At 48.9% G+C, this 14,714-nt stretch carries 17 protein-coding genes; 5 read left to right on the plus strand and 12 right to left on the minus strand.

The features are described from left to right. The first annotated feature begins 184 nt into the window (after window positions 1–184). Window positions 185–2,272: a TonB-dependent receptor gene (locus OGX99_RS21780; protein WP_151218964.1), complete on the plus strand. Its 2,088-nt coding sequence runs from the start codon at window positions 185–187 to the stop codon at window positions 2,270–2,272. Window positions 2,273–2,699: 427 nt separating this feature from the next. Beyond that, complete coding sequence (gene waaZ / locus OGX99_RS21785) at window positions 2,700–3,479, plus strand: 3-deoxy-D-manno-oct-2-ulosonate III transferase WaaZ (protein ID WP_151225346.1); 780 nt, start codon at window positions 2,700–2,702, stop codon at window positions 3,477–3,479. A gap of 30 nt (window positions 3,480–3,509) precedes the next feature. Here the strand turns inward: waaZ and OGX99_RS21790 are convergent, their stop codons facing one another. After that, the gene (locus tag OGX99_RS21790; RefSeq protein WP_151218962.1) at window positions 3,510–3,716 is read right to left on the minus strand and encodes a hypothetical protein; all 207 of its coding nucleotides are present in this window, start codon (window positions 3,714–3,716) and stop codon (window positions 3,510–3,512) included. A 382-nt stretch (window positions 3,717–4,098) separates the two neighbouring features. On the opposite strand from OGX99_RS21790, the gene cybB reads away from it, so the two are divergent. The 3 genes from cybB to OGX99_RS21805 all read left to right on the plus strand — a co-directional run bounded on the left by cybB (window position 4,099) and on the right by OGX99_RS21805 (window position 6,070). After that, on the plus strand, window positions 4,099–4,638 hold the full coding sequence (gene cybB, locus OGX99_RS21795) for a cytochrome b561 (RefSeq protein WP_151218961.1): 540 nt from the start codon (window positions 4,099–4,101) through the stop codon (window positions 4,636–4,638). Between the two features lie 505 nt (window positions 4,639–5,143). After that, window positions 5,144–5,386, plus strand: a complete 243-nt coding sequence (locus tag OGX99_RS21800) for a DinI family protein (protein WP_151218960.1) — start codon at window positions 5,144–5,146, stop codon at window positions 5,384–5,386. 174 nt (window positions 5,387–5,560) lie between these two features. Then, window positions 5,561–6,070: a DedA family protein gene (locus tag OGX99_RS21805; protein ID WP_151218959.1), complete on the plus strand. Its 510-nt coding sequence runs from the start codon at window positions 5,561–5,563 to the stop codon at window positions 6,068–6,070. Window positions 6,071–6,202: 132 nt separating this feature from the next. Here OGX99_RS21805 and OGX99_RS21810 read toward each other — a convergent pair whose 3' ends face one another. The 11 genes from OGX99_RS21810 to OGX99_RS21860 form a co-directional block, all read right to left on the minus strand. Next, window positions 6,203–7,153 (minus strand): YbgA family protein, encoded by a 951-nt coding sequence (locus tag OGX99_RS21810; protein ID WP_286545066.1) that lies wholly within the window; start codon window positions 7,151–7,153, stop codon window positions 6,203–6,205. Window positions 7,154–7,166: 13 nt separating this feature from the next. Beyond that, the gene (locus OGX99_RS21815) at window positions 7,167–7,697 is read right to left on the minus strand and encodes a DUF3833 domain-containing protein (protein WP_151218957.1); all 531 of its coding nucleotides are present in this window, start codon (window positions 7,695–7,697) and stop codon (window positions 7,167–7,169) included. Next, complete coding sequence (locus OGX99_RS21820) at window positions 7,694–8,221, minus strand: hypothetical protein (protein WP_151218956.1); 528 nt, start codon at window positions 8,219–8,221, stop codon at window positions 7,694–7,696. Before OGX99_RS21820 ends, OGX99_RS21815 begins: the two co-directional genes overlap by 4 nt. After that, the gene (locus tag OGX99_RS21825) at window positions 8,218–8,703 is read right to left on the minus strand and encodes a DUF2878 domain-containing protein (RefSeq protein ID WP_187252571.1); all 486 of its coding nucleotides are present in this window, start codon (window positions 8,701–8,703) and stop codon (window positions 8,218–8,220) included. The genes OGX99_RS21820 and OGX99_RS21825 overlap by 4 nt, the downstream gene beginning before the upstream one ends. Next, window positions 8,700–9,920, minus strand: coding sequence for an SAM-dependent methyltransferase (locus tag OGX99_RS21830; RefSeq protein WP_286545068.1), 1,221 nt, complete (start codon window positions 9,918–9,920; stop codon window positions 8,700–8,702). The genes OGX99_RS21825 and OGX99_RS21830 overlap by 4 nt, the downstream gene beginning before the upstream one ends. After that, window positions 9,917–10,639: a DUF1365 domain-containing protein gene (locus OGX99_RS21835; protein WP_286545070.1), complete on the minus strand. Its 723-nt coding sequence runs from the start codon at window positions 10,637–10,639 to the stop codon at window positions 9,917–9,919. Before OGX99_RS21835 ends, OGX99_RS21830 begins: the two co-directional genes overlap by 4 nt. 1 nt (window position 10,640) lies before the next feature. Continuing rightward, on the minus strand, window positions 10,641–11,897 hold the full coding sequence (locus tag OGX99_RS21840) for an NAD(P)/FAD-dependent oxidoreductase (protein ID WP_151225342.1): 1,257 nt from the start codon (window positions 11,895–11,897) through the stop codon (window positions 10,641–10,643). After that, entirely contained in the window at window positions 11,894–12,613 is a 720-nt protein-coding gene (locus OGX99_RS21845; RefSeq protein WP_151218951.1) for an SDR family NAD(P)-dependent oxidoreductase, read from the minus strand. The genes OGX99_RS21840 and OGX99_RS21845 overlap by 4 nt, the downstream gene beginning before the upstream one ends. Further along, window positions 12,610–13,044, minus strand: a complete 435-nt coding sequence (locus OGX99_RS21850; RefSeq protein ID WP_151218950.1) for a nuclear transport factor 2 family protein — start codon at window positions 13,042–13,044, stop codon at window positions 12,610–12,612. Before OGX99_RS21850 ends, OGX99_RS21845 begins: the two co-directional genes overlap by 4 nt. Before the next feature lie 202 nt (window positions 13,045–13,246). Continuing rightward, window positions 13,247–13,975: a MerR family transcriptional regulator gene (locus OGX99_RS21855; protein ID WP_187259567.1), complete on the minus strand. Its 729-nt coding sequence runs from the start codon at window positions 13,973–13,975 to the stop codon at window positions 13,247–13,249. 225 nt (window positions 13,976–14,200) lie between these two features. Continuing rightward, a complete protein-coding gene (locus tag OGX99_RS21860) occupies window positions 14,201–14,620 on the minus strand; it encodes a hypothetical protein (RefSeq protein WP_151218948.1) in 420 nt (139 codons plus the stop codon). Between the last annotated feature and the right edge of the window lie 94 nt (window positions 14,621–14,714).

Genomic DNA, 14,714 nt, shown 5'->3' on the forward strand with positions numbered 1-14,714 from the left:
TATCAATAAGGATTATTGGCCACCCCGATTTTCCTTTATCTAAAACTCATGACAATTTATGTATATTTATTCAAGAAAATCACCAGAAATGACAAGTTATGTAAATTTGTAATGATAATTATTTGTATTATCATTTCGATCACTTATCTTACTGCCTTTGATTTTTAACAAAGGAAGTTTGACTATGCGTTTAAAACCTGTTGCCTCTGTCGTTCTGTCCTGTTTAGGATTTTCCAGCCCCTTTGTTTTCGCCGAAGATGTCATGGTGGTAACCGCGTCCGGTTACGAAAAGAAAATCACCAATGCCGCCGCCAGCGTCTCTGTAATTTCACAGCAAGAATTACAAACCAATAAATATAATGATTTAGGTGAAGCCCTGCGTTCTGTTGAAGGGGTCGATGTTGAAAGTAGCACCGGTAAAACCGGTGGTCTGGAGATCAGCATTCGTGGCATGCCCGCCAGCTATACCCTGCTTCTGATTGACGGTATTCGTCAGAATGGCAGTAGCGACGTGACGCCAAACGGCTTCTCTGCCATGAATACCAGTTTTATGCCTCCACTGGCGGCGATCGACCATATTGAGGTAATTCGCGGCCCGATGTCGACACTTTATGGCTCTGACGCAATCGGTGGCGTAGTCAATATCATCACCAAAAAAAGCACCGACAAATGGAGCACTTCCATCAATACCGGCGTTAATCTGCAGGAGAGTAATAAGTGGGGTAACAGCACGGTCGCCAACTTCTGGTCAAGCGGCCCATTAATCGCAGGCGTACTGGATATGCAGGTGCGAGGAAGCACCACCCAACGTCAGGGTTCGAGTATCACTTCGTTGAGCGATACCTCTTCCACCCGCATACCTTATCCAACCGAGTCGGAAAACTACAATATCGGCACGCGACTCGACTGGAAAGCCAATGAAAGCAATACGCTGTGGCTGGATCTCGACGCCGCCAGACAGCGTTATGACAACGATGATGGTCAGTTGGGTAACCTGACGGGAGGTTATGATAAAACGCTGCGCTATGAGCGTAACAAAGTGACCCTCGGTCACGATACCGCCTTAACATTTGGTACCTGGAAATCCTCCCTTGGCTGGAACGAAACCGAGAACAAGGGCCGACAACTGGTCTCCTCCGCACTCACGCCAGAAAACGCCGGCCGGGCCGGTGATGCGCGTGAGCTTAAAAACACCAACGTCATTCTGGACTCCGTACTGCTGACGCCACTAGGTGATTCGCATCTGTTAACCCTCGGCGGAGAATACTGGGATGCGCGGATGAAAGATGGTGTGGTGCTGGCTAATACCGGCGAGACGTTCCATCAAAAAACATGGGCAGCCTATGCCGAAGATGAATGGCATATTCTCGACTCGCTGGCCTTAACCGCAGGGACGCGCTATGAACATAACGATGTCTTCGGTGGTCATCTCAGCCCGCGTGCGTATATGGTCTGGGACGTATCTGAGGAATGGACGCTCAAAGGCGGCGTAACGACCGGTTATAAAGCGCCATCACTGAGCCAGTTACATAACGGGATCAGCGGCGTAACCGCACAAGGAACGGTGAATACGGTCGGTAACCCGGACCTCAAACCGGAGGAAAGTATCAGCTACGAAACCGGGCTGTATTATGAGAACGACGCCGGGCTGAACGCCAACATAACCGGTTTCTATACCGAATATAAAAATAAAATTGTCTCGTATTCTATCGATGACAATACCAATAGCTATACCAACAGCGGTAAGGCGAGAACCGATGGCATTGAATTTGCCAGCACCTTCCCTCTTTGGTCGGATGTACTGACCCTATCCCTCAATTACACCTACACCCAGAGTAAGCAAAAAGACGGTGACAATAAAGGCGCGCCGTTAAGCTACACGCCAAAGCATATGGCTAACGCCCGTCTGAACTGGCAGGCAACGGAAGATATGAACGCCTGGCTGAGCGCACGGTATCGCGGTAAAGCCCCACGCTTCACGGAAAATTACGACAATCTCAGCGCAGTACAAAAAGCCGTCTATGACGATAAAGGTGCTAATTTAAAAGCCTGGACCGTCCTGGACATGGGAATGTCTTACAAACTGACCAAAGATCTGACGCTGAATACGGCAATCAATAACGTGCTGGATAAAGACTTTAGCGAGGTTAAACTTTACCAGGTGGGCCGTAGTAGCACCTACGCGGGGGATTACTATCAGACGGCGCAATCAACCACCGGATACGTAAACCCAGGTCGCAACTATTGGGTATCCTTAAACTATCAGTTCTAATGTTATTTCCTCTTCCTGACGGGCTGTCAATGATAGCCCGTCAGGGATATGTTACATAATAATCACTGTCAAACAACGATGTTACAACAGCCTATTCTTTATAAGAGTATCATTAAAATAACGCCTGCTTTTTGTAACTAAAAGTAACGAGTCCGACTGCAATATTCTCACGAAGTAAGAAATCCGGAATCAAATTCATTCGCTCTATGAATATTTAGATTTTAAAAACCGAAAAATAAAACCCAATATCATCATATCTTCCTGATCTACATGCCCTCACCCTCAAAAAAAACATTTATCATTACAATAATAAATATACATTCATAAAACCAATCATCTAGATTTAAAAAACAAAACGTAACATCTCTTTTATTTTATCCAGATACGCAATGTTATTATTTCGAAAATAACATCAACGGTAACCATCATGCTCATCACGCACGAAGTACTTTATAGAATAATCGGTGAAAGGATTTCCGATGATTGTATTATTTACTTGTCTGGACCGTCATCATTAGATACGCCCCTTGATATAATGCGTAGTAAAAACTGCATTTGCGTAAATGGTAGCGCAGGTTATTTGGTTAACAACAATATCCCTGTATTTATCTATGTTGTTTGTGACGGTTCATTTTATGAAAATAATAAAGAATTATTTTATAAATATTGTACCTATGCCCAACATACTTTTATTAGTGAGGATGTTGTTAAAAGAGCTGACATGACCGAGAAAGAGAACTTACTCAGCACATGCTTTCTTTTAAAGGACATTTGCAAATCCAGAGGAGGCATTGGCCGAAAAATTCGTTATAAAATAAAATCCTTTGCTAATAAAAACCTTAAAATTAAGTGTTCAGCCTTCAGAAAAGTGAAAACGATCGCATTTTCAACTGATGTCACCTATGGCCATTTTGGTAGTGCAACGGTCGCATTTAGCGCATTACAAATAGCCATTAGCTTAAAGTTTGAAAGAATAATATTTTCTGGTTTAGATTTAAATGGGAGCTGTAAACGATTTTATAACGAAATAAATACGCAACCTACAACACTTCCAGCTGACTTTGAATTCATATTAAAGTCATTTTCTTTTGTAAGCAGCAATTATGACGGTAAAATCTTCAATCTTTCGTCCCAAACTGCTATTCCGTACGATGTAATTCCATTTATAAGTACGGAAGAAGCAGCTTGTTTCAGCATCCACTCGTGACTCAGTAATCACATTAAAATAGCTAAACAATTAATACAAAAACACCCCTTCCTGCACCATTAGATACAATACCAAAGCAATAACTCCAGCGATACCGCCTAAAAATAGGACTGCTGCAATCGCAAGTTGGTTGCGGTTTGTGTATTTCACATTGCTTTGCACATCCAACTTTTCTTTATTTCCTGAGACCGCCTCGTGACGTGAATCACACTCCATAGCGAATGTTATATCTGCCATACCGTTATCCAATTACTGTACAGGAAAACCCAAATAACCATCACACTGCTAAGGATATAGGCTTTAAAGAACAGGAACTGAGATTTATCTCACGATAATCGCTGGATTGTTCACAGCTCAACCAGACATCTGACGCTTTTGGGGGGATGAATCTCATCCATTTCTCACCAAAAAACTTGACTTTTGATTTTGTTAACAGAACGCAGCGCTATCAAAACCTGAACTGTAGGTCCAGGAGGCCCATGAGGCCCAGGTAACACGTCAATACATTACACCTGGTATCAGGTTGAAAATAACTAAATCCTAATCTCCTATTGATAATAAGGATTTGTTAAGCTTTCTGCGATACGGTAGCAGCGACATATCGTTTGAGGAAAAAATAATGTCCAGGTTCTCAAAGCTTCAGATCCACTTACACTGGCTAACATTGATGTTAATAGCAATAACCTATGCAGCTATGGAGCTCCGTGGCTGGTTTCCCAAAGGCGGCAATGCTTACCTGTTGATGAAAGAGACCCATTACAATGCCGGCGTATTTGTTTGGTTTTTAATGATAGTGCGTTTAATTATTAAGCATAAATATAGTGACCCGGCCATCATACCTCCCCCACCAGCATGGCAACTGGCGTCTGCCAAATTGATGCATATCCTGCTCTATGTTTCTTTTCTGGCACTACCATTGTTAGGGATCTTAACGATGGCTTTCGGTGGTAAGAGTTGGACTTTTTTGGGATTAAATATTCCTCCTTTCGTTGACAGTAACGGAGAGATAAAGTCAGTTGTTAAGGACATTCACGAAACACTTGCCAATATCGGCTACTTCCTGATTGCAGCCCATGCTGGGGCAGCATTATTCCATCACTATATACAGAAGGATAATACGCTTGTGAGAATGATGCCGGAGTCTAAGCACTTAAAATAACGGGAAATTACTTCATTCCGCATTGCAGACATGAAAGCATACAAGCTGTCATTATAACGGTTATTTATTAAATTTTGGCAAATAGTCAGACTGACAAACGCCAGTCTGACTGTATGTACCATTCGTTCAGCGTTCCCTGGCTTCCGGCAAATTCCCCCATTTTCCAGGCTTATCCCATTTCCAGCAAGGCGCCGTAATGCGATTCATCATTGGCATACACGCCGGTGCTGTAAGCATTGACTGAACCTTTGCAACGGTCATCCGTCCGGTTTTCGCTTAAGCGGCTTATGAAAACCCTGCACCTACAAAGAATCATGCTGTAGTGAGATAGAGGGGATATTCAGGCATGGATTGCCTAAGAGGCCCATTCAGTTCTTGCCGTTTCGAATCGTGCCTGGCGATTTCAACATCGTTATGTTGTGGCATCGATTACGCCTTCTATTGAAATCCGCATAAAAACGCAGTATAAATACTGTATATTCATCCAGTAAAGAGAGAATGAGCAATGTTTGTGGAACTCGTTTATGACAAAAGGAATTTTGATGGACTGCCCCGTGCAAAAGATATCATTCTGGACGAATTAACAAAGAGAGTTCACCGAATCTTCCCCGATGCTGAGGTCCGGGTTAAACCGATGATGACCCTGCCAGCCATCAACACTGACGCGAGCAAACATGAGAAAGAACAGATAAGTCGTACTGTTCAGGAAATGTTTGAAGAGGCTGATATGTGGCTGGTTTCAGATTAAGTGCGTTCGATTCATCTTCCTTTACCCTATCCCGCTCGACTGTATTCTGCTGCTATGTGCAAATAGCTGTCACCACCGGGATTTCATGCAACAGTCAGTAATTCATCTGTGTTGAGGCCTGATTGAGTCGTATCAGGGTTAAATTGTAAAGTGACCTTAACTGGAGAATTACTGATGGAGTGGGTAAACGCGTTGATGAACCATTTCGCGCTTCATCCTTTCAGCCTGTGGGGCCTTCTTTTTGGAATAGCATTCGCAAAATCTACGTTCCTCATTTCTGCTGTATTGCCGCCAGCATCTGTTATGTTGGTTGCTGTAATTTCTGTCGGCAAGGCGACGCTTTCACCATGGGAAGCGGGAATTGCTGTAATGATTGGAGCATGGTGCGGGACAATTGTTAATTATCATCTTGGAATGATGATGGGACACCTGGCCTGGCTTGCACGCATAATGTCCCATCATGCCGATACAGTAGTACGGGTTCGACGCCGGTTGCAAAACAGTTCAGTACCGATACTTTTTACTTCACGCTTTATTGCCGTACTCCGTTATATTGTGCCACTAGTGGCTGGAATGTTGCGGCTTCATCCAGTGAAAGTATATGTAGTCAGTCTGATATCTGCGGCGAGCTGGTCAGCACTTTATGTTGGAGGCTTTACTCTCGTTTTGCCTTTTATTAGCTAAATCGCTCATAACGAGCCCACAACAAGCCTTGATGACTCCCTGCTAACGAGTGGATAATAAGACAGGGAAACAATTTCATTGCAGGCACGTTCAACACGCTACCGTTAATTGCAAACCTCGATGGTAAAGATCTTACAGTCGCAATGTTAAATCTTGCGGGTAAGGATCAAAGTAATTTTGCGTCAGCAGGTAGCCGTCCGGGTATTCCGCCAGATAATGTTTCAACAGCGTCATCGGGGCCAATATGGGCAGTAGCCCGGCGCGATAATTAAGGATAACCTCGCGTAACTCACCGCGTTGGCGCATCGTTAACTGATTACGGAAGTACCCTTGAATGTGCATCAGCACGTTAGTGTGGTTTTTACGCGAGGCCGGTTTCTTCAGGATTGCCATTAATTTGTCGCGGTAGACCGCAAAAAACGCGTCCAGATCGTCCCACTCATGCAGTGATGCGACAAATGGACCAATTTCCCGGTATCCGGCCTGATGGTGGGCCAACAATTGCAGTTTATAACGGCTATGAAATTCCAGTAGCGTCCGCCGCGTCAGACCATTTTGGCGCAGCGTATTGAGCTCATGTAACGCGAAAACACGTTCGACGAAGTTTTCACGCAGAACCGGATCGTGCAGCCGTCCATCCTCCTCAACCGGCAGCCACGGATATTTCTCCATCAGCGCAGCAGTAAAGAGCCCTACCCCGTCTTTACGCCCACGATTCCCTTTTTCATCATATAAACGCACGCGTTCCATGCCACAGCTGGGGGATTTGGCACAGACAATAAAACCAGACAATGTTTCCAGCCCAGCCAGATACATCTCGCAAAAGTCGTCCATTTTGTCGGTTACGTCTTCGTGAGGGGCATGGCTAAAACGCATACGGATATCCCCGGTCGTCGTCTGTACCAGCCGCAGCGCCGGTCGGGGGACAGGCAAGCCCATCGCCATCTCCGGGCAAATTGGCCGGAAAGTCACCCAGTGGGCCAGCCTCTCCATCACAAATTCTGCCCGCTTATGCCCGCCGTCAAAGCGAACGGCAGCCCCCGTTAAACAGCCGCTGATCCCAACGGTGGGTTGCATTTTCATGGCGTCTTCCTCGCTATTGCGTTTTACGGGAGAAGAAGAGCGTCACCGTGCCGACGGTGAGACCAAATTTCTTCATCTCCGTTTTATTAAACAAATGGTTAGCATCCTGCAGGTACATCCAGTCATCAAAATTCAGCAACCAGGTTCTGCCGCTGGCTTTCACATTCATACTGTAATGCCAGTTGAACGCGTTGCCCGCTGCTTGCCCCTTCGCCACGCCTTCAATATCGCCAGCGGTACCTTCGTAACGATCGGCGCTGACTTTACGGATATGCCATACACGCTGCTGCTTCTCTCCATCGTCGTACACAAAGCGTTCATTGAGGGTCAATGTGTCCCCCACCACATCGCCGTTAATATCGACATGGAAACGACGAAGCTGTTTACCGCTGCGATCCTGAACCATCCCCCATGCTTGCGTTTCTCCCTGAAAATACTGAAAGATATCCAGCGTCGGCTGCTGCTGGCGATACTCGGTAATTTCGGCGCTACAACCAGAAAGTTGCATCATCAGCGGTAAGCTTAGGGCTAATAAACGTTTCATTTATTACCTCCAGTGAGCTGCTGCCGCAGCTCAGGATATTGCGTACGGGAACCCAGCCAGACAGCGAGAAAGTTTTCGCTGAACGCCGCCGACTGTGGTGGGCCAAGCGGGATGAAATGCCTTTGTGCCACTGACAAGCGATACCAAAATTGCCCCTGCTTATCCTGGAAGACAAAAACCAGTTGTGTACCCGGCGCAACGTCTGGCCATAGCTCACCCAACATGCGAAGCCAGGACTCACTCTGCGCTTCCCGTGCCAAAATACCCTGCGCTCGCCACTGATCACGGGTGGCATCCACCAGTTCTTGCCGTTCAATATTGCGCTGATAGGTGATAATCAGTGCCTGATCCTCTTTCAACCCACGATAGCGCCCATCCGGAGTGCGTAATTGTGAGTTATAGATCGTGAATGGCCCCCAGGTGAGCGTCGCATCACCGACTTTCCGCCAGCTTAACCAGTCTGTGGCACCTGCAAACGGCGCAATCGCCATTACTCCCAGCAGTATCAGTAAGGCAAGTTTCATTGGTGTCTCCCCATAAAAATATGAAAAAACAGCATCAACACCAGCCAGCCCGTCGCCATTAAACCGACCACAATAAATGTCGGCTCCAGAAAAGTAATGGCTCCCAAACGCTCTCCTATCAGATAAGCGATCGGTCCACCACCGGTGGCCATGATTACCAGCATCCATCCTGGCAAGGAGGTCGAACAGGTGAGGTGCGTCCACATGACGGCGAACATGAGCCAGAGCGCAAGCATCCATAACGGCAACAATGCTTCGCCGTGAAAATCAATCAACCCGGTCAGCGCCCACAACGCATCCAAACCACCGCCCGCAGCTGTCAGCATTAACGCGCACAGTCGTTGCGCCGCAGGCAACATGAAGCAGGCCAGAATAGCCAGACCAAGCCATAACACCAGACCGCGCTCACGAAATAACACCACCATGAACCAGTACAGATCGAACCCGACAGCCAAGAGAAAGACCTGTAAATGGCGCTTCATGGACGCTCCGCCGTCAGTTGCACCACACTGATTGTGCGGGCGTTAAATCCGGCTTCGCAGTAACCGAAGTAGTACAACCACATACGGCGAAAACGCTCATCAAAGCCCAGCTTTTCAATTTCATGCCAGCCGTGAACAAATCCTTGCCGCCAGTGCGCAAGAGTCCGGGCGTAGTCGGGCCCCATATCGAACAGGTTGCGAACCACAAAGTCAGTATGTTTTGTCATCAGGCCGCTCATCGCGGTGATGCTGGGTAAAAAACCTCCCGGAAAGATATAGCGCTGAATAAAATCGACACTTTTACTGTAATCGCGATAGCGCTGATCCTGAATGGTAATCGCCTGAAGCGCCATTTTGCCCCCAGGGCGCAGGCGTGCCTGACACGTACGGAAAAACGTCGGCAGATAGCGCTGCCCCACCGCTTCGATCATTTCAACTGATACCAGTTTGTCGAATTCCCCGGTCAGGTCGCGGTAGTCGCAGAGCAATACGGTGACTCTCTCCTGTAAACCAGCGCGGGCAATGCGCGCTTTCGCCCAGGCAAACTGCTCCTGCGACAGGGTCGTGGTGGTCACCCGGCATCCGTAATGACGCGCGGCGTATTCCGCCATCGCTCCCCAGCCGGTCCCAATTTCCAACAGATGATCATTCGCGGTCAGCGCCAGCTGATCGCAAAGTCGCGCCATTTTGGCCTGCTGAGCCTGCGCTAACGACTGCTCGGGGCAGGTGAACAAGGCGCTGGAATAGAGTAAATCCTCATCCAGAAAGTGCGCGTAAAAGGCATTGCCGAGATCGTAATGCGCGGCAATGTTTTCTTTTGCCTGTTGCCGATGGTTGCGGCGCGTCCAATGACGTAAACGCTCAACGGGTCGGCCAAGCAGGCGGAATCCACTTTCCAGTCGCCCCAGCAGGGTGCTGTTGAGCGCAAATATTTGCAATAACGGCGTGAGCTGCTGCGTTTCCCACTCTCCATCCATCCAGGACTCTGCCGCTGCAAGACTTCCCCCCGTCAACACCCGCCAATACACTGTGGGCGAAACAATATGTACGTCGGCGCGTAATTCAGCCGAAACATCACCAAAATGAAAGACCTGGGCCCCTTCCCGCACCGTGACTGAACCCTGACGAAGGCCGCTCAGCATACTAAAAAGGAACCAACGCGCAACACGCAGGTTGCGCGGAATATCGGGTTCAATCGCAAAGGTGGGATCGGTCATGATCGTTCACTCCTGCTCACGGGATGATTGTAGAGAGGGACTCGCTTGAGCCACAGTCGTAGCGCCTGCCAGTAAATCGCTGACACCGTTTTCAGCGTCATCATCGGCAGTCGTCGCAGCAACGTGCGTAAACTTGCCGGCGTCAACGGCTCGCGTTTGAGCATCAGGGTGGCATCAAAAATTTTCTCTGCCTGATGGTTTTCGATATGCATATGCAGCGTTTTACCCGGCGAGTTAAATCGCCAGTGATAGACCATATCCATCGGATTAAACGGCGATACATGGAACGCTTTTTCCAGTGGCCGCTTTTCCTGCGCATCTACGGCATAGTAATGACGCTCATTCCACGGCGTATTGCGGACCTCCGCCAGCACCCAGCGCAGGATCTGCGCGCGGTCATAGCAGTAGTAAAAATTGACCGGATTAAAATGAAAACCGAAATAGCGCAACTGCGTCAGGAGCATCACGCGACCTTCAGGACGATCGCCCGTCAGGCTGGCAAGCTGATTCATCACGTTCTCTTTTAACGGGGTTCCCAGCGGGTAATCCACATCATGAAAAGCAGTTGCAGCGAAGCGATTACGTTTCACGCCCACGCCCGGAAGCTGAGCGAGCTCGTCCAGATCGAGCCAAGCCATAAACACCTGATAAGTAAACTGGTGCGTGGCCGGCTGAAGGCGTCGGTGGCGTAATACGCCGTGGTACAGGCAGCTGTTCATCTTAGCGCCCCTCTCCTGCGGCAATGCCGTGTACCACATCCAGCGCACTGCGTACGCCATCTTCGTGAAAACCGTTGTACCAGTAAGCACCGCAGAACCAGCTCCGATGCTGACCGTTGATCTCAGCGCGACGCGCCTGCGCCCGCCAGCTTTCAGGGTTAAACAACGGATGCTCGTAAACAAAGCGTCGCCAGACGAAGCGGTCGTCGATGGGGATGTCCGGATTGAGGGTCACGCAAAATAGCGGGCTTCCTTCAGGTAATCCCTGGAGAATATTCATGTTATAGGTGACGCAAGCGCTGGCCCTCTCTTGCTCACTCAGGCGGTAATTCCAGCTTGCCCACGCGCGTTCGCGTACCGGTAACCAGCGGCGATCGCTGTGCAACACAACCTCGTTACGTTGCCAGCCAATTGCGCCCAGCACGTCGCGTTCTGCTGGGGTCGCATCCTCAAGTAAAGCCAGAGCCTGCGAGGAATGGCAGGCGAAGATCACCTGATCAAATGTCTGTATTGATCCTGCCAATTGTATTTTGACGCCGCTGTCGTAGCGAATAACATGCTGAACAGGTGAATTGAGGTGCAATTTCAGACGATCACCCAGCTTCGCCAGCATGACACGAATGTATTCGCGCGATCCGCCCGGCACCACATACCATTGCGGTCGATGCCAGATATCCAACAAGCCATGGTGCTCAAAGAACCGTAAGAACAGCGCCAGTGGAAAACGGCGCATCTCCTGAAGTGAAGATGACCATATGGCCGCGCCCATCGGCAAAATATAATGCCGCGCAAAGAACACGCTGAAGTGGTGTTGGTCGAGGAAGGTCTGAAGAGTCGCGTTCACATCGGTCTCATTAAATGCCTGTTTCGCCAGACGATTAAAACGGACAATCTCTTTCAGCATTCCCCAATATGCGGGGTTGACCAGGTTTCGACGTTGGGCAAACAATGAAGTCAGCGTATGACCGCTATACTCCATACCGCTTTGCGGATTATGCACCGAGAAGCTCATCTGCGTTTTTTGCCCCTGAATGCCGAGTTCGCTCAGCAAGCCCATAAAACGCGGATAGGTTCGGTCGTTATAGACGATAAAGCCGCTATCAATCGCGAAACTCCCGTGCGGAGTCGCCACATCCACTGTCGCAGTATGGCCGCCAGGGGTCGACGCCGCTTCAAAAAGCGATACCTGATGGTGTCCGGCCAGACGCCAGGCGCAGGTTAGTCCGGCAATACCACTGCCAATGATAGCAATTTTCATGAACGTACCATCCTGCGCAGCAACATGCGCTGGAAACACTCAGGCAGCCCGGCCAACAGACGCAGCAGCACGCCAAAGCCTGTCGGGAAGGCAATATGATTTTTTCCTTTCACCAGGCCACGGCGAATCGCCTTCACCGCCTGCTCTACACTTACCTGACCGGGCATAGGAAAATCGTTTTTACGGGTAAGCGGGGTATCGACAAATCCTGGCGAAACGACAGTCACGGCGACACCTTTCGGTTCCCAGTCCAGACGCAAACTGTTAGCAAACCAGGTTAGCGCCGCTTTAGACGCGCCATAGGCTTCAGCCCGAGGAAACGGCATCCAGTGCGCCATCGAACTGACCAGCACCACGCGGCTACCGGAGGTTAACTGCGTCTGAAGCGCTTCCAGGCAGTTGATGGGTCCCAGATAATTCGTCGCCATCACCCGTTCAACCTTCTCGGCATCTATCCAGCCGTGATCGAGATATTCGCAGGTACCGGCGCAGAGAATAACCAGTTCGGGTTTGCAGTCCGCCAGCGCCTGGCGACAGGCGTCCCTGTCTGTCATATCGAACAGGCGTACTGTAATGTTGGCATGGGATTGGCGCAATTGTTCCAGCCGTTCAGGGTTGCGACCACAGGCAATCACGTGACAGCCGTCATCGGCCCATGACTTTGCCAGCCCGGCCCCAATCCCGGAGCTTGCGCCAGTAATGAGGACAGTCATCATGCGCGCACCCTCCTTTTCACACCGCGAACGGCCCAGCCCAACAGTGGCAGATGCTCATAGAGCATCTCACCGGCATCGTAATAATCACGCTGGCGAAAAATCTTCTCACCATGCGTCTCTACCATTGAACATCCCGGCAAAGATCGTATTTCTCCACCAGAAATCCGCGGATGCGACCAGTACATGGTCCAGGTCACGGCAAACCGCCCGCTCTCACAAAGCGGCGGATCTATAGCAAAACGGCAGGCGTTTACATTCGCCAGGAGGTGCGAGAAATAGCGCTGGATGGCAAACAGCCCGTTATGTTCCCCGAACGGATCGACAAGTACCGCATGCACGTCGTACAACCCGGCAAGCGCGGGGACAGGCTGGCGATCCAAACTGGCGTAGTAATCCACAAACCTGTCGATAACGGATGGCTGTGCGCGCATAGCTCTTACCCTTAAGTGAACCACATGACGTAGTGGCATAATTAAAACTTACACAAACACTTAAATTTGTCCAAGTTTTTGCTAAAAAATATTTATAAATCTATTTAATTCAACAAATTAGAAATAATTATTTTTAGAGAAATCATTCAGAAGCTACTAAAGCAGTGGCTGATCGACACACAGGAAAGGTCGTGACAGAGGATTAAAGCGGGATCACTTCGAGGGAGTTGACCTGTTGCTGCCAGAGCTCTATCTGTTTTTTACGCGCCGCAGTGAGCTTACCAGACGTCACCAGCAGCCATTTTCGCTCGGGAAAAATCTCAGGCGCAAGCGTCGCGGGCGGCACGGGAAGCACATCAATGCGCAGTCCCTGTCCGGTACGACAAAGCGCTTCAAGCCAGATTTCGCAGGGGTCGGTAAGATGCCAGCCGGTAATCAGGTAGTTATCGCCCGGCGCACGCTTATCCCCTTCCAGACAAAATGAGGTGTAAGAAATGATAATACCATCAAGGATTTCACGCAGTGTCATGATAGCCGGCACGTTGGCCGAGACCTGACTTCGCAGAGGTCGCAACACCTCACTCACCAATTCAGGACGAGGATACTCGCGGCCCGCATCATAAATAAGCTGGCGCAGGGATTCAATTTTCCCTTCATTCAGGCGCTGCAGCATACTCTCTTGCAGGGTGAGCCAGTTATTCGTTCGCCGGGCGCCAGGGCGGGCCAGCAACGGTTTTACCTGACTAATTGGTACGCCTTTTTTCACCCAATCGAGAATTTTAAGCGCCTGCCGGATATCGTCATCGCTATACAACCGGTGCCCACCATCCGTACGCTGTGGTTTGAGAAGTCCATAACGACGTTGCCAGGCACGCAGCGTTGTGGCGGTTATTCCACAAAGCCGCGCAAATTCACCGATGGAATAGGACATACAGAACACCTGATAACAAAGAATACGCTCAATATACTACGAACTACGTTGGATTAGATAAGCGAAAACTACTTGCCTTACAATTGCTAAATACCATACAACCGCCTTCAGGAAGACGTAAACAAAATAACCTGAGAGTAGCGCGCAATTTTTCAATTCTAACTAATTGATATATTAGGCTATTAACTTTACGGCTTCCTGGTAGCTGTTGTTCCTAAAATATTCTTACTTTTTGAAGATTTTCCCCTGCGTTCCGGCATCCGTATCCCGCCAGACATCCTCACCTTTCACGCGACGGTCTCCCTGGAGGGTATAAATCACCATCCCCTGCTTGAACTGCAGCCCACCATCTGTTTTTGTGGCATGTACGCTCTTTCCATTGACGATGACTTTATCATTTTTATCAATACTGATGTTCGCAACCGTATCACCGCTATCACTCAAAGCTAACCACTTACCTGCATAAGGACTGGTTGCTGATGCTGTGGTATCGCTGCTCTCATTAACAAAACCAGCTTTTGCATTTTCAGCTTTAGATTTGTTGATATCACAACCTTGCGCCTCAGAGACCTGAGTACAACCAGACTGCTCAAGTTTATGCCGATAATCTTTATTGATAGCCCAGGTAGTGGATGTGAACAGCATAGAAACTAATGACAGGCAAATAACTACCCTTTTTGTACACATAGTGCGACCTCACGATGATAAGCCCAGATGAGAAGCAGCGAATAGCTACCCT

It is taken from the genome of Citrobacter sp. Cu096, assembly GCF_030332285.1.
Lineage (GTDB): Bacteria > Pseudomonadota > Gammaproteobacteria > Enterobacterales > Enterobacteriaceae > Citrobacter > Citrobacter meridianamericanus.